We start from the raw sequence: 23,416 nt of genomic DNA on the forward strand, positions 1-23,416 counted from the left end.
TTTACTCTCAACCTATTGAGAAAAGTTTCTCGACGTATTGAGAATTTTTTCTCAATGCATTGAAACAACTACAAAAAAAAGTATTGTATGAAATCTTTCGGGTTACTTAAGTAGCCGAAAGGAGCAAAGGATTCATACTAAAACAAGTTTTAATCGGACAAATAATTACTATCTTTGCGAGTCAGAAAATTAAAGAAACAAATCATGAAAATATTTCCAAGTAACACTATCAAGAAGCTGGATGCTTATACCATTGAGCATGAACCCATTCAGTCAATCCAACTGATGGAGCGTGCAGCCAATGCACTAACAGAAGCCATCACTAACCGCTGGGATAACGAAACCCCGGTTACTGTATTTGCCGGACCTGGCAATAATGGAGGAGACGCCCTTGCCGTAGCCCGTATGATGGCAGAAAAAGGGTATAAAGTAGAAGTTTTCCTTTTCAACACCAAAGGAGAACTTTCACCCGATTGCCAGGCCAATAAAGAACTGGTAGAGATCATGGACGAAATAACCTTCCACGAAGTAAGTACGCAATTCGCTCCACCGCCCTTGACGGATGAACATCTGGTTATCGACGGTTTATTTGGTTCCGGATTGAACAAGCCTCTCAGCGGAGGGTTTGCAGCAGTAGTCAAATACATTAACTCTTCACCTGCTACTGTAGCATCCATTGATATTCCTTCGGGACTGATGGGAGAAGAGAATACATTTAATGTCCGGGCCAACATCATCCGGGCCGATGTTACCTTCAGCCTGCAACTGCCTAAACTTGCTTTTCTTTTTGCTGAAAATGCTGAATTCATCGGAGAATGGGAGTTACTTGACATCAACCTGAGCCAGGAAGGCATCGAGGAGTTAGATACCAACTATGAAATGTTGGAAGTGGAGGATATACGGTCTATTATCAAACCCCGAAAGAGATTTTCGCACAAAGGAAACTTTGGTCATGCACTATTGATAGCCGGTTCACGCGGAATGGCAGGAGCATCGATACTGTCGGCTCGTGCATGTTTACGCTCGGGGGTAGGTTTACTCACTGTGCATGCTCCTATTTGCAACAATAACATTTTACAGACAGCGGTTCCCGAAGCAATAGTGGAGCAAGACGCCAGTGAGACTTGTTTTGCCATACCAACAGATACGGATGACTATCAGGCAGTAGGCGTAGGACCGGGATTGGGACGAAACGAAGAAACAGAAGCTGCACTGCTGGAACAATTGAATGGCTGCCAGACTCCTTTGGTAGTAGATGCGGATGCACTGAACATATTGGCCAATCATCGCCATGCACTGACCAACCTACCCAAAGGTTCAATCCTTACTCCTCATCCCAAAGAGTTGGAACGCCTGGTAGGTAAATGCCAGGATTCTTATGAACGCCTGACCAAAGCAATAGAGCTTGCCCGTACCGCCAAAGTACATATTGTATTAAAAGGTGCCTATTCTGCTATCATCACTCCAACCGGAAAATGTTTCTTTAACCCCACCGGCAATCCGGGAATGGCTACTGCCGGAAGCGGAGATGTGTTGACAGGCATCATTCTGGCATTACTCGCTCAGGGTTATACGGCAGAAGAAGCTGCCAAGACCGGAACATTCGTCCATGGACTTGCCGGTGACTTCGCTCGTAAAAAGTTAGGTACAATTGGGCTTACAGCAGGAGATATCGTCAACAATCTGCCTATGGCATGGAGACTTGTAAGCGAATAAAGGTTAAGAACTTATGAATTTCCGAATAAGTTCATTAACTTTGTTTTCTAAACCAGTTAAAAATAGACAGAAATGAAAAAACTAATCATATTGACAGGACTGTTGGCTGCCACCACTATGATATCTGCTCAAACAGATGTTGTGGCTGGTGTAATGCGAGGCAAAGATTACGGAGTAACCTATGCACTTCCCAAAACACAGATAGAGCTCGAAGTCAAAGTTAATAAAACAACATATACACCGGGAGAATTTGGTAAATATGCAGATCGCTACCTGCGGCTAAACAACATATCTGTTGATCCGAAAGAATATTGGGAATTAACAAGCGTAAAAGTAAAACCGGTAGGTATACCCGATAAAGAGAATGTATATTTCGTAAAGATGAAAGATAAAACCGTAGCTCCGTTAATTGAACTGACAGAGGATGGAATTATCAAATCAATCAATGTACCTATCGAGGGAAAAAAGACTCTGCCTGCCAAGACAATTGTACCTGCACAGAAAAAGGTTAATCCAAGAGATTTCCTCACAGAAGAGATCTTAATGGCCAACTCAACAGCTAAAATGGCAGAACTCGTGGCAAAAGAAATCTACAACATCCGTGAAAGTAAAAATGCGCTGGTACGCGGACAAGCAGACAACATGCCCAAAGACGGAGCACAACTCAAACTGATGCTTGACAATCTGGAAGAGCAGGAGCGGGCTATGACAGAAATGTTCTCTGGCACATACAATAGAGAAGAGAAAATATATACGATTCGCCTGAATCCCGCAAAGGAGATGAATAATGAAGTAGCTTTCCGATTCTCAAAGAAACTGGGCGTGGTAGCCAACAATGACCTTGCAGGCGAACCGGTTTATATTACCCTGAAAAATCTGAAAACAGTTAATATTCCACAGGACGACGGTAAGAAAAAGGTAGATGGTGTGGCCTACAACGTACCAGGCAAAGCTTCTATTTTACTGACTCAGGGAAAAGATGTGTTATTTGAAGATGAAGTGCCTGTTACTCAATTCGGAACAGTAGAATATCTGGCACCTACATTATTCAACAAAAACTCAACGATTAAAGTAACATTCAATCCGGTTACCGGTGGTCTGGTTAAAGTTGACAGGGAAGAAGGGAAATAAACGACTATTATTCATTCTCTAAATAACTTATAATATGGGTGGCGAAGGACATATGCTCGACATGATCCGTCGATTGAAAGAAGGCAGAGACTCTGCCAACTTACGCAGAGCGCGAACCAACGAGAGGATGAAACGCTTACAAACGAAAACACCCTATCCCCTACCCGACACGACTCCTGAGGAAATGGGACGTATCATCCGGCAATCCAAAGAAAAGAAAGAAGCCGATGACCGTTACTTTGTGTTCGGAACTCTCATTATCATCGGGGTTCTATTGGCATGCGCCGTTATATTATGGGCTATTTTTATTCGTTAATTGTCAGTTTGACAAATCCATCTTTTTGTAACTGAGAAAAATAAGCAAGTATCCGAGACTCGTAGTTCTCTTCATGGTTGAAGTGATCTGCGAGTTTTTCTATTATCTCACGTATCGTACTTTTGCCATCTATTTGCTCCCACACGGCAGTACCATGTTCTTCAAGATGTACATGAATATCAGAGGGCATTCCTTTGGGTAGTAAAAAACGTTGCATCCATTCATACTTAAACCGGGGAAAAGCGATGACAATAGTGCCATCGCTTTCCTTTTTGGTTGTAATGTGTGCACTGCGGAAGGGAATAACCTCCAACAAGTTGATCTTTTCTTTCGCAGCCATACATTTATTTCTTTATATTGGGTAATTCCAAACCATATCCCTTCTTTTTATCAACTACCTTTAACAAGAAAGCGACAAACAAAGACAAGGTGGCTAAACCTGTAAAAATACACATCGGGATTGTATAGTCATACTCGTTAGCATTTCCACTTGTTCCCACTACACAATAGGTATCAAGTACCCAACCAATAAGAGTAGGAATACCCCACAGACCTATATTCTGTATAAAGAAAATAAGAGCATATGCCGTTCCTAACTGATTTACAGGGAATATTTTTGCCACAGAAGGCCACATGGCCGAAGGTACCAGAGAAAAAGCAATGCCCAGAATAATCATCAAAACAATTGCTACAAGCCAATTATCAATGCTGGGAATTGCATAAATAAAGTGAACACAAATCAACATAGCTGCACCCAACATCATAATAGAAGCAGCTTTTCCACGTTTATCAACCAGACCACCAAAAACCGGAGTCAGTATCAATGCTCCCAAAGCAGGCAGGCCCACAATAGAACCAGCCACGCTTTCATCAATCCCATATTTACCAATCATCAGCTCGGATGCAAACTTCTGGAACGGAAAAACACAAGAATAGAACAGCACGCACAACAATGCAATCAACCAAAATCCCGGATTGGTAAGAATGTGCTTTACATCTTTAAAGGAGAACTTGTCCTCATCTCCATCCTCAGTAGAAGCCTCTACTTGCTTATCCAGCTTTTTGTCCATCATAGAGAAGGCAAAAAAGGCAACTAACCCTCCTATAAGTAATACAAAACCAATCAACAGAGGAGTATCAATACTAAAATTACGTGCCAAAGGTATAGCTACAGAATAAGCAGCCTGGGAACCGATACGTGCCAAGGCAACCTGTACCCCCATAGCAGTGGCCATCTCCTTTCCACGAAACCATTTAGCTATAATTTTAGAAACAGTAATACCGGCTACTTCAGCTCCCACTCCAAAAATAGAGTAACCGGCAGAAGCGACAAATACCCCGGTTTTATATCCAAATATAAGTGATTCATCTCCAGCCAGAGCTGTAATAGCATAGTATTCCAATCCCGTACCTACTACCATCAGGATAGCTGCCAACTTTCCGGTGAAACGAATACCAAAGCGATCCAGAATCAATCCTCCCCAAATCAGCATCAGCAAGAATACATTCAGGAAGCTGTATGCTCCCGTGAAAAAGCCAAACTCCGTACTGGTCCATGCCAAATCTGATTCCAACATGTTTTTCAATGGCGCCATTACATCATTCACATAATAGGCTGCCATCATAGTAAAGGCAACAATGGCTAATGCTCCCCAACGGGTAGCCACAGAGTCATTCAATTTCTTTTTTAATTGTTCCGTCATAGTTCTATTTTATTAACAAAAAAAGGCTACAAATCCCCTGGATTTATAGCCTCTTCTCTTTTTCTTTAACTTTCCATCTGTAATTATTCTGCCACAGGAGTTTCTGTTGCAGGTGCAGTCGGTGTTTCTGCAGCAGGTGCTTCAGTAGCAGGTGCAGCTGTACCCGAAGGCAGGTTATACGGATTTGTTTTTTCTTCTTGCTGAGCTTGTTCCAAAATTACATCCTGTCCTCTGGATGCATTAGTAGGGACAACATAAGCTGTAGCAATACTCATTATAACCATGAATGCTGCCAATCCCCAAGTAGCTTTTTCCAAAAAATCTGTAGTTTTGCGAACGCCCATTATTGCATTGGATGATGAGAAGCCGGATGCAAGACCACCACCTTTAGAATTTTGAATCAGTACAATAAAGCACATCAATATGGCTGCAATGACCATTAAGATAACGAATAATAAGTACATTTTTTGTTATTTTGATTTAGCGTTAATAATCAGTTTCTCTAAAAATCTTATTTGATCTGCAAAGTAAGCATTTTTTTTTGGATATTTCAAACTTAATTTTTTAATAATTTCAAGAGCTTTGGAATATCTTTGCTGTTTAACATAGATTTTAGCCAATGTTTCTGTGAAACAGCTATCATCCTCCTCTTCTTCTTCGGTACTCAATTCTTCGGAAGAAGATTGTTCCGGAGATTCTTCTCCTGATAAATTTCCATCTGGCAAAGGTTGTAACTTAAGAGCCGGTTCACTCTCACTTTTTTCAATAAACCCATCAATCAGTTCAAAGCCACGAAGTTTGGGTGCTTCGGTTTCATCATCGGTAGAAATACCATCATCCTGTAGTAAATAAGCCGTATAGTCCGTCGTATAATCCAGGCTGGTCTGAGAAGTTACTTCTTCCGGTACAGTAGACAAAAAAGCATCTATCAACGCTAAAGTGCGATCAAGATTCGGCTCTATTTCCGGCAATTCATCTACAGAGGTTGTTTTCTTTTTACGGGATTGCAATATATACTTATCTCCTTCTATGAGGTAGAAAAGTGAGCGTCGGTCGGCCACATAAAGAGTTGCTTTACGTAATTCGGCCCCGAATGTAATGTCGTGTAATAAATACAAATTCTTTAAATATAGTAACCACAGCGTTTGAAAATAAGGATAGCGTGTAAGCATCGTCCGAAGCTCATACAACGTATCCTTATTCAGCATCTCGGGGTGCTGAATCCATTGTTGAAGGTTAGCAGAAGTCATTCAAATTACCAATTTGCCACTGTCGCATTAAATATCTGATCAGTTATCTCTTTCGTTATTTCAGCAATCGTTGCATCCGGTATATTCGGTAATAATGAATTCGGATCGAGGTCGGAACGGAAAGCCGAAAATTGTTGTTCGAAGTCTTCTGCATGATTGGTATTATTCACAAAACGAACATTAACTGTAACAGTTACTTTTGCTTTTGAAGAAAACCCATCAGCCGAAACAGCTTCATTATACACATTTATACCTGTTATTTCTCCTTCAATCTGCAAATCAGCATTGGCATTTCTCACCAATTGCAAACGAGTCTGACGAGTAAAAATATCTTTTAAATCGTCATTAAACTTATTTGCCAAAGGCTGATAAACATAAGCAGATTTTATCGGAAAATCAGCAATTGAGATTGTCTTTACTTTATCATAATTAATAGACGCCCCATTAAACTTATAAGAGACTGTACACGCCAGAAGTATTACCGGCAAAGCCAGTAATAACATCCATTGTGGTATTTTTTTATTCCAATCCATATTCTTTTATTTTTCTGTAGAGGGTGCGTTCCGAAATATTCAAATCCTGAGCTGCACTTTTTCTCTTCCCATGATGTTTATCCAGGGCTTTACGTATCATTTCTTTCTCCACTTCATCCAAAGAAAGAGACTCTTCCACATACTCTTCCGTATCTTGTATATCATCATCTACCGGGCAGGGAGCCTTCACCGTATGAATGATTGTAGGCATTGTTGAAGGTGGCGTAGGTGCCACAATGGGCACACTTCCCTTCTCTGCCATCAAATTGTGAACCATCTTCTTCAATTCAGATACTTCCTGTCTCATATCAAACAAAACCGAATAAAGAATCTCACGTTCACTCTCAAACCCTTTATTATCTTTTATTCCGAACAAAGCCGGCAGACGTTGCGTGTTCTGAGCCGGGAGATATGTTTGCAAAATAGCTGCGTTAATCTCACGATTGGTTTCTATAATCGAAATCTGTTCTGTTATATTCTTTAGCTGGCGCACATTTCCCGGCCATGGATAAGCTAGTAACACCTGTTTGGCATCTTCTGTCAGCTGAATAGCAGGCATACGATACTTCTCGGCAAAATCACTGGCAAACTTACGGAATAGTAACAACACATCTTCACCACGTTCACGCAAAGGAGGTATCTGAATAGGAACCGTATTGAGACGATAGTACAGATCTTCGCGAAAACGTCCGTCCGCAATAGCCTGTGTCAGATTAACATTAGTAGCAGCAACGATACGTACATCCGTCTTCTGTACTTTTGATGAACCTACCTTGATAAACTCTCCGCTCTCAAGTACACGAAGCAAACGAGCCTGAGTTGGTAAAGGCAATTCCCCTACTTCATCCAGAAATATTGTTCCACCATCAGCTTCGCCAAAGTATCCCTTTCGTTCGCCAATTGCTCCCGTAAAAGCTCCTTTTTCATGTCCAAACAGTTCTGAATCAATTGTGCCCTCAGGAATAGCACCACAGTTTACTGCAATGTATTGCCCATGTTTGCGACGGCTATACTGATGAATAATCTGCGGAAAGCTCTCCTTTCCCACACCACTTTCTCCGGTTATCAACACGGACAAGTCAGTGGGTGCAACCTGGATGGCAACATCAATGGCGCGCGACAAAGCCTCTGTATTACCAATAATACCGAACCTAAGTTTTACTTGTTGAATTTCCGCTTTCGTCATAATCGCACTATAAATTCCTTCTTGTGTTTTTGTTTATACATCATCATCCACAGTGTCAAGCTTCAACTTATCACTGTCATCACGTTTCTCGTAATATTGTTTTCTCAACGGATTAACATGAGCTTCTTTATCACGCAGGCGATTGCGGAACACATCTATTGCCACATAGATTGCCTGACGGAAAGAGTCTTCACAAGCCAGTCCTTTTCCGGCAATATCATATGCTGTTCCATGAGCTGGCGAAGTACGTACTACCTGAAGTCCGGCCGTATAGTTTACCCCTTCATCCATAGCCAATGCCTTGAATGGTGCCAATCCCTGGTCATGATACATAGCCAGCACACCATCAAAATGAGTAAAGTTACCCGATCCCATAAATCCGTCAGCCGGATAAGGACCGTAGCAAAGTATTCCTTTAGCAGCCATTTCCTGAATTGCCGGGATAATAATCTCTTGCTCTTCGGTACCAAGTAACCCCTCATCTCCTGCATGAGGATTCAGAGCCAGTACAGCAATACGTGGTGCACCAATACCAAAATCCTGCTTCAGGGAGCGATTAAAAATAGCAATTTTCTCCTGAATAAGTTCTTTAGTAATGGTTGAAGCAATATCACGTACGGGAATATGCCCTGTTACCAGTGCCACCCGAAAGTCGTCCTTCATCAGGATCATCAATGATTTACTTCCATCACCCAGTCTCTCCTCAATATATTCGGTATGTCCGGGAAATGAAAATCCTTCCGACTGAATGGTATGTTTATTGATCGGAGCCGTCACGATGACGTCAATCAATCCTTCTCTAAATTCTTCAATAGCCTTCTCTAAAGCACCGAGTGCAGCTTTTCCTGCTTCCGGATCCGGTTTAGAGAATTCCACTTTCACTTCGTCGTCCGTACAGTTTACTACACTCAAACGATTGAAAGCTGCCTCAGAAGCAGAATTAACAATACTAAAGTTAGTAGGTAAATCCAATGATTTACGATGATAAGCTGCCACTTTAGGGGAACCGTAAATAATTGGAGTACACAACTCCAGCATAACAGGATCGGCAAAAGTTTTCAATATCACTTCATAGCCTACGCCATTGATATCTCCTTGCGTAATACCAACCCTTATTTTACTATCTTCCATGTGTCGTTATTTATTAGTTTGTTCTTCTCTGGCCACACCCATCGGAATCTCTCCCTGGGTCTTTTCTGTAGGAAGCTTCAATGTATACAATGATGCTTCGAGCATACGTACCAGATTACGTTTTAATTTATTAGGTGAATATACAAATACTTCTGCTGTTACAATGCGCTGATTGGCTTTGTCCAAACGGGTATGAGACACAAACGGACCACCCATAAAGTCGCCCTTCATACGCCAAAGTCCACGGGCTTCCATGGTGTAATCTCCATGCACATCGATAGGACGGACATCCACTGTTATAGAATCCGTAGACATATACATGCCTTCTTTAGCTCCCGGAATATTAGCTTTCATCACAGAGTCACGCTTATGAATAAAATATTCTTTAGTAAAAGTATCCTTATCAGTATAAGGATAAGAATAGATCACAAAGTTCTGATCTCCGGTAGCCGTATTAGTAGATGCCCAGAAAAAATCTTCCCCTTCTTTAGAAGAAGATAATTCAGACGGAAGCCAAATATCACAATCAAATTTACTGCCTACTTTGGTAGAGATGTAATCATTGTGTTTATTATGAAGCTGGGAAATTTGACGATTCATCTCAGCACGTGTGAAGAAGTCGATAATCTGTTGTTTGTTTTCCTCTACAAACTTTTCAAACTCCTGCTCATTGGGAGCCTGAATAGTCAAAATAAGCTGAGGAGCAGCATATACATCCTTTGCATACTTAAATGCCGGTTTGGTATATATATCACGCACATCCACTATAATAATGTTGCGTATTAATTTTAATGTAGAATCATAGTCTCTCGGAGAGGTATACATAATCCTGAATGAACGTTCAGACTGCGGTAATCCCGGAACATCCGTATCAAGCACATCAAACAAAGCTCTTCCCGCAGGACGCTCCCACAAGGCATGATCAACTACTACAAGAATCTCATATGCACGACCACTGGAGGTCGGAGTAAACACACCCTTCTTGCCGTTACAAGAAGAAAAAGTCAATGCTACAAGAGCCATACTGATAAAAAACAGATACTTCTTCATATTGATCATTTTTAATGTTTTTACAAAACTACGATAAGTTCGTATATTTTCATCGGATAAGTTAATAATTTATATTAATTCTTGTTATTCCCCTCCCGCTTTGCAGTAGACAACATACCACAAGCCGCAAAAATGTCTTCACCGCGCGAAGCACGAATCGTAGAAAAAACACCATGTGAAGTCAGATAATCACGGAATGTTACCATTGTCTCCATATCCGTTCCTTCCAGATCTACTCCCGGAATAGCATGAAAACGAATCAGGTTTATTCTACAATCTACCCCACGGAGCAATTTCACAAGTTCTTTGGCGTATATCATCGAATCGTTGACGCCTTTAAAAACAATATATTCAAATGAAAGTCTGCGTTGTTTGCTAAAATCATAGTTCTTTAACAAATCTACAATTTCAGTAATAGAAAAAGCACGCTCTGCAGGCATTAAGTCTAAACGCTGCGAGGGAATCGGAGAATGTAAACTAATAGCCAGATGACAATCACTCTCCTCTATGAAACGCTGCAAACCTTTACGCAAACCGATAGAAGAAAGTGTTATTCGCTTAGGACTCCAACCATAACCATAAGATGCAGTTAAAACTTCCAATACCTTTAACACTTCATCCAGATTATCCAAAGGCTCGCCCATTCCCATCAACACAACATTAGTCAGCTTATCCCGCTCGGGCAATGAACTGATCTGATTTAGTATCTGATTAGCAGTCAGGTTTGTAGTAAAACCTTGCTTACCAGTCATACAAAACTTACAATTCATCTTACAACCTACCTGAGAAGAAACACAAAGTGTTGCACGATCGTCATCAGGAATGTAGACTGCCTCTACAAAGTTCTTCTCACCTACCTGAAAAAGATACTTAATAGTCCCATCTACCGAATGCATTGCCTCAACAGGAGGCACCCCTCCTACTTCGTATTCTGCCCCAAGTGCTTCACGGTGTTTCAATGACAGATTTGTCATCTCATCAATAGAGTTTACCTTTTTATCATAAAGCCACGATGCAATCTGCTTAGCAGCAAACTTCGGCATTCCCAGGCCTCTCACCACCGACTGCAACTCATCAAGAGTCATTCCTAAAAGAGGATATTTGGACATATTCTGTACAATTCAATGTTTATTTATGCAAATGTAAGGAATTAAAGTTGATTTCAGAGCAGACTACCACCAAAAGTTAACGTAAAAAGGCTGTTCCCTATGCGGAAACAGCCTTTTCATATATAAGTCAGTTCTTCTTAGAAGAACAGATAACGTGTATCTTTCACCTCAGCCTTCAGATAGAGATCGTTCATCAAACGTCCCGCCAGGCGTGCATGCATATTTTCCAATGTAGCTTCTTCAGCTTTTACATCAAATGTTTCATTCAACTTGTCCTTAGCATACATCTGCAATACAAATACTCCTGCATTACCTTTAATCGGAGCACTCAACTTATTCAACTCAGCAACCGAAGCATAAGCACCTACTAAAGGTTCACTACTACGCAAAGCCGGTATATAAGCAGGAGCCGCAAAAGTTACATGTTTTACAGAGTCGCTCACAGCGTTAGCCATTGACTTATACTGATCAAAAGAAGTCGCATTGACAGCCTTCATATCATTCATGATCTTTTCGGCTTTCTTATCCTTTATTATTTCAGCTCTCAACTGATCCTGTACCTGTTTCAAAGAACGGTAACCTTCAGGAGTTATGCCAGCCAGTGCAACCACCAACATTCTGTCGCTCTCACCACATTCATACAAACCAGAAACTTCACCTGGCTTAGCTGCGAAAGCCCACTTCAAAGCTTCTTTTGTACCCTTAACTCCACCAATTCCATGCTCAGAGCTATACAGATCATTTCTTTCGAGTAATCTATAACCAGCTTCTTCAGCATTAGCCACCACTTTATCCAAAGAAGGATTAGCTGCGATAAACTGGCTGAAATCATTATAAGCTCTACTATAAGTTTCCTTGCTAAAGTCCACTGTACGTTTAATAACAGCCACTTTATATTTATCCTTAACGGCTTTCTTATTAGTAACCTGAAGAATAACATTAGCCTGTCCCAAAGGAAGATTGGTCATTTCGTTTACACCCAGATTATTAATAGTTGAGATAAATTTCAGATTATCACCATCAATCTGCGCATTTTCATAATTGGCAGATGAAACCCAGTTTGCTTCTCCGGTCTGACCATATTTCTTTGCTAAATCAACAAAGTTTGCACCACCTTTTATTGCATTATAGATACTATCAGCCAATGTTTTAGTCTTTGCAGCATCTTCAGCTACAACTTGAATCTGACGGAACTCTACAGAGTCGGCAGCTGCAGTTTTAGCAATAACTTTGAAAGAGTTGATTGTGTTATCACTACCATTATAGTAAGGACCATACACTTTATTCAGAACTGCAGAATCCATACGGGCTACTACATCTCTCGGGAAAGCAGTTTTGTTATAATACAAATCAACATAAGGTTTTTCTGAACCTGTCGAACGAATAAAAGTAGTATATTCACTTTCAGTATTTGCTAACTGCTGAGTATATTCGCCCACTTCTTTTTCGATAGCAGCTCTGTCTTCAGGACTTGCAGTTACCTGTACATCGATGTATTTAATGTCACGGGTTTCTACATACTGCTTGAACTGTTCTTTCTTCTTATTATACAGATCTTTCAACTCAGACTCTTTCACTGTTATTGTAGAATCAACAATAGAAGAATAAGGAACGGCAGCAAGCAACAAATCCATCTGATTTACTCTTGCATCAAAAGCATCCTGTGCTTCTACCGGATTAGAGAACAGTGATTTTGAGATCAATGCCTGATATTTCTCAGCAAGACGATTCTGTATCAGACTTTTTTCTACAAATGACCAGAACTTATACATTGAGTTATAATATTCAGCGTATTGTGCCGGCATTTGAGACTGATTCATTTTAGAATAATCTACCAGGAATTTTTTCAGCATATCTTTATCAAAAGCACCAGTCTGCGGATTACGAAACGGAGTCTGCTGTAAAAGCGGATGAACACCTGCGTCAATAATTGCCTGGATTTCAGCTTTTGAAACTGTAAGACCTAATTTTTTTGCTTCTTTTTCAAGAAGTTTATTATTTACGTATGTACGCCATACTTCATCTTTCACTTGATTGGTTTGCTCATCATTCAACGAATTCGTCCCACTGGAGAACTTAATTACGTCAGTATATTCTTCTACCAATGCCTGATAGTCCTGAGCGGAAAGTGCGTCCCCGTTCACCTCTCCTACGTCATGTGATTGGTGTGGCTGAAGAACTTTCCATGCGTCACCCGCAATGAAAGCAAACAACGCCAAGCCAATAACGATCACCAATAAAGGTCCTTTCGATCTAATGTTTTGTAATGTTGCCATTTTAATTAATACAGTTTATTTGTTTATTATTATTTTCGTCTCAGTTGTTTTAGCGCACGAAGATACAAAAAATGCTAATATACATCTATTTATTAGCAAAAAAAATGGAGGTCTACACCATTATTCCATCACTTTCAGCCGCACAAGCTCAATTTTAGTCGGTGTTACCTTAATAATTTTAAACTGATAACGCCCTACGGAAATTATTTCATGCAGTTTCGGGAAGCTTTGATACTGGCTCAGAATCAATCCACCAATAGTCAGATAGTCATCCGCTTCCGGTAAATCAAGATCAAAAGTTTCATTTACTTTTTCAATTTCCAAACGGCCGGAGAGCACATACTCCCCCTCTCCTATCTGCTTACAGATATACGATGTATTATCATGTTCATCTTCTATGTCACCAAAAATTTCCTCTACCAGATCTTCCAGAGAAACAATTCCGGCAGTACCTCCAAACTCATCCACTACCACAGCAATCGTTTTCTTTTGCTGCATAAAAAGTTTCATTAATTTGTGAGCAGCCATCGTCTCAGGCACAATAGGTACCTCCTTTACATTGTCCCGCCAATCCTTAGGGTTACGAAACATTTCTGAAGAATGGATATACCCGACTACGTTATCAATATTTCCGTCGTAAACAATAATTTTTGAAATTCCGGATTCTACAAAGCGATTTTTCAAATCTTCAAGTGAAGTAGATAAATCAACAGCCACTACCTCTGTACGTGGCACAATACAATCCCGGATTTTTATAGTTGAGAAATCAAGCGCATTCTGAAATATCTTCACCTCGGTATCCAGTTCATCACTATTATCAGCGTTATCAATACCGGATTGTACAAAGTAGTCCAAGTCAACTTTACCAAATGCTTTTGCTGATGCCTCCTTATTTATCTTCATTCCGAAAAGACGCAGAAACATATAAGAAAGTCCGGAAGAAAGTTTCGATATGGGATAAAGGATAATATAACAGATAAACAAAGGAACGGCACATACATTCAGTACCAGATTAGGGTTGATTTTAAACAATGTCTTAGGCAGGAATTCACCTGTCACCAAAATAATTAATGTTGAAATGATGGTTTGTACCAATACCATCAGAAAGTGGTTAGTGATAAACCCGGACAACAAATTATCTCCAATAATCTGTGCCATCAGAATACCATAAATGACCAATGCTACGTTGTTACCAACCAACATCGTAGAAATAAAATCATTTGGATTTTTGAAGAATACAGACAGAATTTTTGATGACAGCCCCCCTTTTCGCTCAAGCTCAAAACGTAGCTTGTCAACAGAGACGAACGCGATCTCCATGCCCGAAAAGAAGGCTGAGAAAGCCATAGTTATTAAAAGGTAAACAATAATACTCATACTTATCTTACAGAATCCGTTGATGCTTTTTGTTCTTCTTCATCTACGTAAAAAATACCTCCCATATTTCTTATCTGATAGATGGTCATTTGCTGATTAGAATCAAAACCATACCCGGTAATAATCCGATCGGGCTGTTCTATACGTATAAACCGATCCGAATAAACCTTCTCGGTGGCCTGATTCCAATACAACAGTTCTGTATTAAACCGTTCTCCCTTTCGGTTTTTAATATCGACATTTCCCATCAGCTTCCAAAGTTTTTGCTTATCATAGAAATAAGCAGTATCAGCTTTTATACTGGCATCTACATTAAATAAAGAATCAAACTGTTCAAGATAGACACCTTTTTCAAATGCCCAGTAAGAAGGTCTTTTACGATCGTACATCAACCATTCCTCGGCCTCCATACGATAGCGTGTCACACCCGAATCCGAAATATAGGTTACAACCCCTAAAGTTGCCATCGAAGGCAAAGAATCCCGTTCCGTTATAGCCTCACCAAGCTCTTTCTTCTTCCCTCCGCAGGAAGAAAATAAAAGAAGCATAACAATTGTCCCCAGGACAATTGTTATGCTCATGTTTTTACTAAATAAAAAGTTACTTTTTTCTTGTAACATATTATATTATCTGATCGTTGTAGTCTCTCCGATCCATCCGCCAATTGTGATACGGTCGCCAGCTTTATAACCTAACATGAACAGGTCTTTAGCTTCCGGAGTATAAGCAGAGTATGAAGAAATCAACTTATTAGCTTCTTCAGCCACACTTGGATCTACTGCTTTAGCTCTTTGCAATTTATCAATGGCAGCAAAGAAAGTACATTTATTCAATGCCGGTTCATCATTCCATTTATAATTACCAGCATATAACTGAGCAATCAGGATATAAGGAGCACCATAGTTTTCATTGAAACTGATAGCTTTCTGGGCATAGCTTCTTGCCTGCGAAATCTTCTTAGCTGATGCCAATACACTGGCAGCCTTATATGCCGACTCTGCTTTCTTTACATTATCAGTTTCATAAGATATAGCTTCATCGAAGAATTTAACGGAACCGTCAATATCTCCTTTTTTGAATGCCATAGCAGCACAACCGATAGCAGCATCAGCACTTGGTTCCAGTTTGTAAGCATATAAAGATGCCTGAAGATATGCATCACTATCTTTACAGCCCATCATAGCCATCACTTTAATTACCTCTTTCAAAGCTTCCAGATTTCCCTGATTAGCTTCTACTTTAGGAGCATATATCTCTTGCAATGACTCACAAGTAGCAGCTCCACTATTTATGAACTGTGCATCCAGACCTTCTCTAACAGATCTCAAAGCAGCCTTAATGTTCTCTTTCTCAGTTTTAGCAATTGCTTCATCCGTATACTGAGTGTCAAGTAAGTAATCCTTAATAAACTGTTCTTTATGAGAAGGATCTGCTTTCAACTTTTGCAAAGACATATCCAGGAAGAAATGCATCACATTAGGAGAAGCATCAGCTTTAGCTCCTTCAAGAGACTGTTTAAACCATTCATAAGCCTGATTTACATCCGGAGATGGCGCAAACTGAATGTAGGCCAATGCCTTATCACCCAATGCATCTTCTACCGAAGGAACTCCCTTCATTCTTGTCTGGAAATCGGGAATATACTTCATACGCACATCATGCGTATGCATCAAATCATCAAAATACTTCTTATATTCAGGACTATTCCTATCAGTCATTTTGGACATCAAACCCTCCAAAATTGTAAAACCGTCCTTAAAAGTATAATAGCGAAGTGTAGGACAGGTTTCCAACACTATTTTCCACGGCGCATAGGCATCTTTAAAGTTACCTGCTTTTACAGCTTCATGTGATACACTACTGTTGGGGATACAGATGCTATCGTTCTGTGCCGCAACAGAGGTTGCACCCGCCGAAAGGAACAACACAGCCACAAGCGTTTTAATCTTCATTGTATCTAAATTTTAGTTGTTATATAATTAGTCTATTTCAATATTAATCAACCTTACGTTTGAAGAACCAACGTTCATTAAACGTGATTCCAATGCTGAATCTCAAAATATTTTCATTCAACATACCAGTCTGCAAACCCTCTACACGCACATACTGCGCTGTTAGACTAACGATAGAACGTGAGCGTGGAATAGGTAAACCCAAACCAGCTGTAACACCATACTCACGTGAAGCCCTTTCACCAGCTTCTGTCTTGTAATAAGGAGTAGTATAATAACCTCCTAAACGATATTTCACATGTCCAAAATAAGTTTTTCCAAGTTTCGAAGGCAAATATTCAGCGCCTACCGAAATTTTTGTACGATCACAAAATGCATTAGGTTGATTCATATAAGTCACATCCCCCCACTTTTGCAAGCTGTAATCAATTCCCACCGTCAGGCGGTCATCATATTTATAAGTAATACCAGCTCCAAAACTATTCGGTAATCCGAATGTTGCAATCGTATCTTTAGTAGTTATTACGCTCGTATTGGTTTGCACATAAGTATCATTATTCAAATTATGCTTCGGAGAAAACACAGCTCCCAATGTTACTAAATGTTTCTTACCAATAGGTTGTGTATATTGTATACCAAAATCCAGTTTATAATCACGAACCGACATTCCGGTCGACTCTACATACGAATTGGAAACTGTTTGCCCGTCTACATCCGTATAAGAAGGATATACCATAGCCAAGGTACGTGTTATGTCTCCCCAAAAATAAGAAACATTAGCACCAATACTTAAGTTATTAAGTACCTTCACACCCAAACCGGCATATAATTGATGCAAACCTCCATCACCTAACAACTGCTTTGTGTAACTCGGACTGGCAGATGTCTCCGAATATCCCTGTGACACATTATAACCGACATTTGAGAACGGCAGTAATCCGATGCTCATTGCCAGTCTTCTATGCAACCGAAATTGCATCGCAATATAATCAAAGCTCGAATTTTTTACATTCAACTTCAAAGCGCCATCACTGATATTAGCATTTTGCATACTCACTCCTCCTTCAAATAAGAATGTCAGTGAGTCAATAGCAGTATATGAAGCAGGATTCAACGGATTAATTTGTGAACCATCGCGCAATCCAAAGGCAATCCCTCCCATTGCTTTACTATTTCCGAAATTCTGATTGACTAAATCGCCATAGCCATATCGTGTATAAGGAGAGTTTGTATTATTTTGAGCGACTGCCACTCCTGCAAAAGTCGTGAGCAAAAGCGCACAAAGTGTCTGTTTAAATCCTACCATTATTATAGTTTAAAATTCTATTTAATCCTTTCAACACTAAAAATCTATCTGCAAAGATGACACTTTTTACGTTCGTATCAAAAGAAAAATCATCTCCGCCCGTTAAAAAAACCAAAACTTCAGGATATTTATGTTTCATAGCCGTAATATAACCTGATATTTCATATTCAATACCTTTCCATACTCCGGCACGCATAGCAGTCTCTGTATCCTTCCCCAAAGCCGGCGTACATCCCTGTGGACTAACTAATGGCAAACGTCCCGTAAACTGATGAAGTGCCTTAAAACGCATCTGCAACCCCGGAGAGATATTCCCACCATGGTATTGCCCCAGAGAATCAATAAATTCGTAAGTAATACAAGTCCCCGCATCAATCACCAGAATATCCCTTCCCGGAAATTGTTCATTAGCAGCCACCACAGCAGCCATCCGGTCATACCCCAGTGTCTCGGGTGTTTCGTATAAATTGATTACCGGAAGCGGAGTATCTTTATCCAGCCAAAGCAAAGGTACAGAAAGCTTACTTATTTGTTCGGAAACACGCTCATTCAGATTAATGACAGTTGCAACAATACCTCTGTCAATTGGATATTCAGTACAAATACGCTCCAGACAATCCAGCGATTCATTAGAATCATAGATAACATTTACCATTGTAGCCCCCTCAAAGAGTGCCACTTTAGCTACCGTATTTCCTATATCGATAATTAAATTCACTGTTTTTATCGTTTTGAGCGTGCAAAGATACAGATAAAAATTCAAGCACACTGCACACACATATAAAAAAACTCCCGGCAAGTTCTCTTTCACAGAACCGCCGGGAGCTTTCTCCACTCAATTATCGTCTTTTATTTCAGAACGTCATTGCCTGACCACCAATTACTCCTGCAATAGCACTGGCTACTGCAATAATCACTTTCAGAATCGTACTCCAAACCGTCTTTTTCATAGATCTCTTTTTAATTATTAGTTATTACATAAAAGCTTCAAACACCGCGCAGCCAACTTTCAACTTTCAATTTTCAACTCTCAACTAAACCGACGGATCCTCACCTTCTCCCTCATTTCCTCCGCCATTGTTATCAATGCCTTTCTTCATCAAGTCAGCATGTGCAAATGACAATCCCTGAGTCAGTGCACGGGTAGTACCCACAGCTATCGGACGGAAATATTCAGGAGTAAACTGACACTGTACCGATGTGATCTGATTAGGATTCACCTTATCTTCTGTTTCTACCCCTTTGCCTTGCGAACGGACCTTCATTGTAAAAGTCCCCAGCCCTTCAAGGCGTACCGTATAGCAATCCAACAGATATCTACGCATCACCGAAAGCAAGTTCCGCACCACATTCTGCACATCACCCGGTGTCAGTGAAGCCTTTTCGGCAATCTCCTCTGCCAAGGTTTGTGTATTAATCCTTTTCTTCATCTTCACCAAAGACGGATGCCATGTTTTCACTCCGGCTTTATTGGCTTTACTGGTTTGTATTCCCTTATAAAATAAAGGCATAAATCCCTCCTCTTTTTAATGTTACTAATCGTTTTTTCATTCACGTTTTGTTGATCAACATTGCAAAGATGGAGGTTTATTCTAAGCCCTCAAAGCAAAAAAGAGTCTGCTGAATGATTCATAACACACTGATTTTGTATTCTGTTATTTATCAACAAACTACAAGTCTTCGAAATCATAAAAATAAAAGTAGCCAGGCATTTCCACAAACAGGAAAGCCTGGCTAGCTAACAACTACATTTGAGATGAAAAGAATGCAGTATTATAATTCAAAAAAAGGATCTACAAAACTTTAATAAAAAAAGCCCTCCTTGTAAATAAACCACGCCTGATTTAAAAAGGAGGGCTACACAAACAAACAATAATATTAAGCTGAATTATCATGATTCACATCAGAATAATCCGGCACTCCTTACGTCATCTTTTGTAGTAAGGAAGAAAGCATTGAACGAATCCAATGTTTGGGTTTATACAGTCGTCTTCTGTTTCCAGGCAAAATAGGGAATACAAAAGAACAAGAAAAGTCCCTTTAACAAGTTCAAAAAAGTCCTCATCAAAAGCTTATTTTTTACAAGGGCATCTAACAAATATTTATCTGTCTCATACTCTTAATTCGAAAAATAACGATTAAGAATTTCATGTTTTATCAGTCTTCTGTGGTCAGAATAAGTATGTGTAGAAAGTCCATATTTCTTTTATGAGTGTCTTCATCAATAAGCTCGCAACACAATTTCGAAGGCCTCACTATACTCCTGTCCCCACTGACCACCTCTCATCGCAGCAAGACCAGTGATGTATTCTGCTGAACGTGGATGTGGATATGGACGCATCACGCCACGATACATTGAGAGAGCCTTCACCTTAGCATCAACGCCTTCCTTGCCTACCTCTATATAGCAGTTAGGATTGAATGTTGTCATTGCATTGTTGATCTTCCACTCCGTACAACTAGGAATCTCCATATACCTACCAGAACTCCTGCACACGCTTCACTTCTGGTCTGCGTTGGAATAGACGGATAACCTCCTGACACGCTATAGAAGTCTATAGGTGGTTATTGTTAGTATCCGCAGGATGATGAGTGATGTCGCCTTTGGGTGTAAAGGGGTGGCAAGCAAACGGGTCAACTCCATCCAAATGAAACCTATAAATTCGGTAGTTACCGTTCCGTTCCTTCGTCGTTTGATTTCATCAGGGGGAAGATGATCATTACTAAAACATACAGCTGAATGACCCATTCCATAAAAGACTAAACCTTTTCATCATTTCCCTGCAATAAGGCTTTTTGAAAGCGAGCCCTCATATGAGCCATACAGCACATATTAATTGGACACTTACGAATCAATTCAGACAAACCTCCGTATTCTCTTTATCCAATTTCTCATACACAGAATTATTCGACTTAAACTCAGGCACCACCTGTTTCATCAACCTCACCGTATCTTCAATCTTCACCGCGAGTGCCAACTCAGCCAGTTTATCATAAGAGGCAAGTATCTCATCCCGTTTGTATTCCCTCACTTTGGCTATACGTATTTTATAATGATCCGTCGGAACCGTATTCTCCTCATTACTCAAAACCTCTTCATAAAGCTTCTCACCGGGACGCAAACCAGTAAACTTTATTTTAATATCTTCACCCGGAATGTATCCTGCAAGGCGAATCATTTTCTCTGCCAAATCTACAATCTTCACCGGTTCACCCATATCGAAAACAAATATCTGATTACCGGTACTCATTGTGGCAGCCTCCATTACCAAACGGCAGGCCTCGGGAATAGTCATAAAGAAACGGGTAATTTGGGGATCAGTAACGGTAACGGGGCCGCCTTCCTGTATCTGTTTTCTAAAATATGGAATCACACTGCCATTACTGCCAAGTACATTGCCAAAACGGGTAGTTACAAACGTCGTTTTTCCTTTCACCTGGCCATGTTCCATAGCAAGCCCTAAACTTTGTACATAAATCTCAGCCAGACGTTTGGAAGCTCCCATCACATTGGTTGGATTGACAGCCTTATCGGTGGAAATCATCACCATCTTCTCAACGCAATATTGTACACAGAAGTCGGCAACCAACCGGGAACCAACCACATTGACCCGGACCGCTTCACAAGGATTCTCTTCCATCAAAGGGACATGTTTGTAGGCAGCCGCATGAAATACGACTTGTGGACGGAACCTCTCAAAAGCCATCTGAAGACGTTCTTTCTGACGGACATCACCAATGAAAGGAACAAATGTCAGTTCGGGGAAAAAGCGTTCTAATTCCAGACGGAGTTCGTGCATGGGAGTCTCAGCATTATCAAAAAGAACCAATTGCTTAATTCCGAAGGTAGCCAACTGTCGGCATAATTCACTACCAATACTACCGGCAGCTCCTGTCACCAGAATGGTTTTACCCGTAAAATTCTTAATAATTTCCAGCATGTTGATCTCTATCTCATCACGCCCCAATAAATCCTCTATCCGGATTTCTCTGATGACAGTTTTCTTCAAACCATCCCCCAAAACATCGATAGGCGGAGAAACATAGTTTTTCACATTATTATCCTGACAGAATTTCACCAAATGCCCCTGTTCCTTCTGAGCCTCTTCATACGAGGGAAAAATAATGCCATTAATATTGTACTTTTCTACAAAGCATACAAAGTTGGATTCATCTGCAAAATAATAGACCGGTGACTCTGACAAAGAGTAGGATTTGAGATTTTTATCCGGATTCACAAAACCGACTACATGAAAATGCTTACTCGTGTACATCCGTTTCTTGAGCGCAACGCTTTTATCACCGGTACCATATACCAACACTCTTGCTTTTCTGGAAGTAAACTGCAACACAGCAATATCATAGATCAAGATAAGCACTACGCGGGCACCCACTAAGATCCCTGTAGTTGTCAACAAATCGATAAAACAGCATACATACAGATACTTCTCCGGTAACCATGAACCAGTCAGAATGGCAACAATCAACAACGATAATTCTTTCAGCAGGATGGCTGTCTCAATTTTACCAACACTCTTTATCGATGCATGACGTATAATATTTCTGCTGACTCTCAGAAAATGAAAAATAAGAAAACTGATGATACCCGAACAAACCGAGATGGTTATGATGACGTCTTTTTCAATATTAGTGATAAAACTATTAACAAAAAGCAAAGTGATACATGTACCTGCGACAGACAACACCGTATCGGTAAACAAAACAGCCCGATAATTTACAAATCTCTTCCTTTCGGACAGATTATCGAAAATCTTAGAAATAATACTTTTCACAATATTTTTTTTATGTTAGTTAGCGTCCAATTTTGACGTGTAGCCCAAGGAAAGCCCCTGTATCTTGACCTAAAACGTTTCTCAAACATGCTGTAAGACCGTTGGTCATAGCTGAACAAACGCACCAGACGTAAATCTTTAGACATCACCACCCTCCGGTTCACAATTTTTCTGACTGACATGCACACCGTTGCTCATACGGATATCCATCAATATACGAAGTTCGGTATGCGGAAGAACCGGAGAATCTCCTGTCGGATTCTGATTCAAAACCGGTACAGATGTTTCCACCGAATCCACCTCCGCGGGAGGGGTACCTAGGACTTGGACAGGCATTATCTTTTTTCGGGTATCATTGTAACATTTTTCAAACAGGTTATAAGGTACTTTGTTGGACAAACAAAATTGCTCTATGGAGATTCCATTCGGACCACCTTCTAATTTATAGCGCCAAAACAGACGTTCAAATTCATTGTAACTATAAATAAACTTTTCTTTTTGATTTAACGAAAGCAAAGTTCGAAGGTTTGCAGCGGGTAAGCAATACGTCATTTTTGGACTCTAACAGAAGTATTCATTTTACGACA

At 40.2% G+C, this 23,416-nt stretch carries 22 protein-coding genes and 1 pseudogene; 3 read left to right on the forward strand and 20 right to left on the reverse strand.

Annotated elements, in window-relative coordinates; genetic code table 11:
* The first annotated feature begins 204 nt into the window (after window positions 1–204).
* The 3 genes from HCG69_RS02395 to HCG69_RS02405 all read left to right on the forward strand — a co-directional run bounded on the left by HCG69_RS02395 (window position 205) and on the right by HCG69_RS02405 (window position 3,163).
* Entirely contained in the window at window positions 205–1,716 is a 1,512-nt protein-coding gene (locus HCG69_RS02395; protein WP_221648711.1) for an NAD(P)H-hydrate dehydratase, read from the forward strand.
* Window positions 1,717–1,788: 72 nt separating this feature from the next.
* Window positions 1,789–2,847 (forward strand): DUF4831 family protein, encoded by a 1,059-nt coding sequence (locus HCG69_RS02400; protein WP_221648712.1) that lies wholly within the window; start codon window positions 1,789–1,791, stop codon window positions 2,845–2,847.
* A 34-nt stretch (window positions 2,848–2,881) separates the two neighbouring features.
* Window positions 2,882–3,163: a hypothetical protein gene (locus HCG69_RS02405; protein ID WP_221648713.1), complete on the forward strand. Its 282-nt coding sequence runs from the start codon at window positions 2,882–2,884 to the stop codon at window positions 3,161–3,163.
* Here HCG69_RS02405 and HCG69_RS02410 read toward each other — a convergent pair.
* From HCG69_RS02410 to HCG69_RS02505, 20 genes and pseudogenes are all read right to left on the reverse strand, one after another.
* Window positions 3,153–3,503, reverse strand: coding sequence for a PqqD family protein (locus tag HCG69_RS02410; protein WP_221648714.1), 351 nt, complete (start codon window positions 3,501–3,503; stop codon window positions 3,153–3,155). The two genes, HCG69_RS02405 and HCG69_RS02410, sit on opposite strands and share 11 nt — an antisense overlap.
* A 4-nt stretch (window positions 3,504–3,507) precedes the next feature.
* Window positions 3,508–4,866, reverse strand: a complete 1,359-nt coding sequence (locus HCG69_RS02415) for an MFS transporter (RefSeq protein ID WP_221648715.1) — start codon at window positions 4,864–4,866, stop codon at window positions 3,508–3,510.
* 83 nt (window positions 4,867–4,949) lie between these two features.
* Window positions 4,950–5,330 (reverse strand): preprotein translocase subunit SecG, encoded by a 381-nt coding sequence (gene secG, locus HCG69_RS02420; protein ID WP_007484465.1) that lies wholly within the window; start codon window positions 5,328–5,330, stop codon window positions 4,950–4,952.
* A 6-nt stretch (window positions 5,331–5,336) separates the two neighbouring features.
* Entirely contained in the window at window positions 5,337–6,116 is a 780-nt protein-coding gene (locus HCG69_RS02425) for a tetratricopeptide repeat protein (protein ID WP_221648716.1), read from the reverse strand.
* Between the two features lie 5 nt (window positions 6,117–6,121).
* Window positions 6,122–6,649, reverse strand: a complete 528-nt coding sequence (locus HCG69_RS02430; RefSeq protein WP_025867397.1) for an LptE family protein — start codon at window positions 6,647–6,649, stop codon at window positions 6,122–6,124.
* Window positions 6,636–7,835: a sigma-54-dependent Fis family transcriptional regulator gene (locus HCG69_RS02435; RefSeq protein ID WP_221648717.1), complete on the reverse strand. Its 1,200-nt coding sequence runs from the start codon at window positions 7,833–7,835 to the stop codon at window positions 6,636–6,638. Before HCG69_RS02435 ends, HCG69_RS02430 begins: the two co-directional genes overlap by 14 nt.
* 33 nt (window positions 7,836–7,868) lie before the next feature.
* A complete protein-coding gene (pdxA, locus tag HCG69_RS02440) occupies window positions 7,869–8,966 on the reverse strand; it encodes a 4-hydroxythreonine-4-phosphate dehydrogenase PdxA (protein ID WP_221648718.1) in 1,098 nt (365 codons plus the stop codon).
* A 6-nt stretch (window positions 8,967–8,972) separates the two neighbouring features.
* Complete coding sequence (locus tag HCG69_RS02445; RefSeq protein WP_002559644.1) at window positions 8,973–10,016, reverse strand: DUF4837 family protein; 1,044 nt, start codon at window positions 10,014–10,016, stop codon at window positions 8,973–8,975.
* Window positions 10,017–10,090: 74 nt separating this feature from the next.
* Window positions 10,091–11,125: a 23S rRNA (adenine(2503)-C(2))-methyltransferase RlmN gene (rlmN, locus tag HCG69_RS02450; protein ID WP_002559643.1), complete on the reverse strand. Its 1,035-nt coding sequence runs from the start codon at window positions 11,123–11,125 to the stop codon at window positions 10,091–10,093.
* Between the two features lie 137 nt (window positions 11,126–11,262).
* On the reverse strand, window positions 11,263–13,401 hold the full coding sequence (locus tag HCG69_RS02455; protein WP_002559642.1) for a peptidylprolyl isomerase: 2,139 nt from the start codon (window positions 13,399–13,401) through the stop codon (window positions 11,263–11,265).
* 120 nt (window positions 13,402–13,521) lie between these two features.
* On the reverse strand, window positions 13,522–14,778 hold the full coding sequence (locus tag HCG69_RS02460; protein WP_221648719.1) for a hemolysin family protein: 1,257 nt from the start codon (window positions 14,776–14,778) through the stop codon (window positions 13,522–13,524).
* Between the two features lie 2 nt (window positions 14,779–14,780).
* Window positions 14,781–15,359, reverse strand: coding sequence for an LPS export ABC transporter periplasmic protein LptC (gene lptC / locus HCG69_RS02465; RefSeq protein WP_195450047.1), 579 nt, complete (start codon window positions 15,357–15,359; stop codon window positions 14,781–14,783).
* Window positions 15,360–15,404: 45 nt separating this feature from the next.
* Window positions 15,405–16,730 carry a M48 family metallopeptidase gene (locus HCG69_RS02470; RefSeq protein WP_221648720.1) on the reverse strand — a complete coding sequence of 442 codons (1,326 nt, stop codon included), beginning with the start codon at window positions 16,728–16,730 and terminating at the stop codon, window positions 15,405–15,407.
* Between the two features lie 43 nt (window positions 16,731–16,773).
* Window positions 16,774–18,036 carry a hypothetical protein gene (locus HCG69_RS02475; protein ID WP_221648721.1) on the reverse strand — a complete coding sequence of 421 codons (1,263 nt, stop codon included), beginning with the start codon at window positions 18,034–18,036 and terminating at the stop codon, window positions 16,774–16,776.
* Window positions 18,023–18,754, reverse strand: coding sequence for a type III pantothenate kinase (locus HCG69_RS02480; RefSeq protein WP_221648722.1), 732 nt, complete (start codon window positions 18,752–18,754; stop codon window positions 18,023–18,025). The genes HCG69_RS02475 and HCG69_RS02480 overlap by 14 nt, the downstream gene beginning before the upstream one ends.
* 136 nt (window positions 18,755–18,890) lie before the next feature.
* Window positions 18,891–18,986, reverse strand: coding sequence for a smalltalk protein (locus tag HCG69_RS02485; protein ID WP_002559636.1), 96 nt, complete (start codon window positions 18,984–18,986; stop codon window positions 18,891–18,893).
* 84 nt (window positions 18,987–19,070) lie between these two features.
* The gene (locus tag HCG69_RS02490; RefSeq protein ID WP_195450049.1) at window positions 19,071–19,547 is read right to left on the reverse strand and encodes an HU family DNA-binding protein; all 477 of its coding nucleotides are present in this window, start codon (window positions 19,545–19,547) and stop codon (window positions 19,071–19,073) included.
* Between the two features lie 710 nt (window positions 19,548–20,257).
* Window positions 20,258–20,633, reverse strand: a pseudogene (locus tag HCG69_RS02495) (PIG-L family deacetylase); the annotation flags it as partial.
* Window positions 20,634–20,888: 255 nt separating this feature from the next.
* Window positions 20,889–22,829 (reverse strand): nucleoside-diphosphate sugar epimerase/dehydratase, encoded by a 1,941-nt coding sequence (locus HCG69_RS02500; RefSeq protein WP_221648723.1) that lies wholly within the window; start codon window positions 22,827–22,829, stop codon window positions 20,889–20,891.
* A 138-nt stretch (window positions 22,830–22,967) separates the two neighbouring features.
* Window positions 22,968–23,315, reverse strand: coding sequence for a hypothetical protein (locus HCG69_RS02505; protein ID WP_221648749.1), 348 nt, complete (start codon window positions 23,313–23,315; stop codon window positions 22,968–22,970).
* Window positions 23,316–23,416 lie beyond the last annotated feature (101 nt).

This window comes from Bacteroides sp. K03 (genome assembly GCF_019734355.1).
Taxonomy (GTDB): Bacteria; Bacteroidota; Bacteroidia; order Bacteroidales; family Bacteroidaceae; genus Bacteroides; species Bacteroides nordii.

Coding starts and splice junctions, on each gene's coding strand:
- HCG69_RS02395 (WP_221648711.1), top strand. CDS start 205: ATGAAAATATTTCCAAGTAACACTATCAAGAAGCTGGATGCTTATACC.
- HCG69_RS02400 (WP_221648712.1), top strand. CDS start 1,789: ATGAAAAAACTAATCATATTGACAGGACTGTTGGCTGCCACCACTATG.
- HCG69_RS02405 (WP_221648713.1), top strand. CDS start 2,882: ATGGGTGGCGAAGGACATATGCTCGACATGATCCGTCGATTGAAAGAA.
- HCG69_RS02410 (WP_221648714.1), bottom strand. CDS start 3,503: ATGGCTGCGAAAGAAAAGATCAACTTGTTGGAGGTTATTCCCTTCCGC.
- HCG69_RS02415 (WP_221648715.1), bottom strand. CDS start 4,866: ATGACGGAACAATTAAAAAAGAAATTGAATGACTCTGTGGCTACCCGT.
- secG (WP_007484465.1), bottom strand. CDS start 5,330: ATGTACTTATTATTCGTTATCTTAATGGTCATTGCAGCCATATTGATG.
- HCG69_RS02425 (WP_221648716.1), bottom strand. CDS start 6,116: ATGACTTCTGCTAACCTTCAACAATGGATTCAGCACCCCGAGATGCTG.
- HCG69_RS02430 (WP_025867397.1), bottom strand. CDS start 6,649: ATGGATTGGAATAAAAAAATACCACAATGGATGTTATTACTGGCTTTG.
- HCG69_RS02435 (WP_221648717.1), bottom strand. CDS start 7,835: ATGACGAAAGCGGAAATTCAACAAGTAAAACTTAGGTTCGGTATTATT.
- pdxA (WP_221648718.1), bottom strand. CDS start 8,966: ATGGAAGATAGTAAAATAAGGGTTGGTATTACGCAAGGAGATATCAAT.
- HCG69_RS02445 (WP_002559644.1), bottom strand. CDS start 10,016: ATGAAGAAGTATCTGTTTTTTATCAGTATGGCTCTTGTAGCATTGACT.
- rlmN (WP_002559643.1), bottom strand. CDS start 11,125: ATGTCCAAATATCCTCTTTTAGGAATGACTCTTGATGAGTTGCAGTCG.
- HCG69_RS02455 (WP_002559642.1), bottom strand. CDS start 13,401: ATGGCAACATTACAAAACATTAGATCGAAAGGACCTTTATTGGTGATC.
- HCG69_RS02460 (WP_221648719.1), bottom strand. CDS start 14,778: ATGAGTATTATTGTTTACCTTTTAATAACTATGGCTTTCTCAGCCTTC.
- lptC (WP_195450047.1), bottom strand. CDS start 15,359: ATGAGCATAACAATTGTCCTGGGGACAATTGTTATGCTTCTTTTATTT.
- HCG69_RS02470 (WP_221648720.1), bottom strand. CDS start 16,730: ATGAAGATTAAAACGCTTGTGGCTGTGTTGTTCCTTTCGGCGGGTGCA.
- HCG69_RS02475 (WP_221648721.1), bottom strand. CDS start 18,036: ATGGTAGGATTTAAACAGACACTTTGTGCGCTTTTGCTCACGACTTTT.
- HCG69_RS02485 (WP_002559636.1), bottom strand. CDS start 18,986: ATGAAAAAGACGGTTTGGAGTACGATTCTGAAAGTGATTATTGCAGTA.
- HCG69_RS02490 (WP_195450049.1), bottom strand. CDS start 19,547: ATGCCTTTATTTTATAAGGGAATACAAACCAGTAAAGCCAATAAAGCC.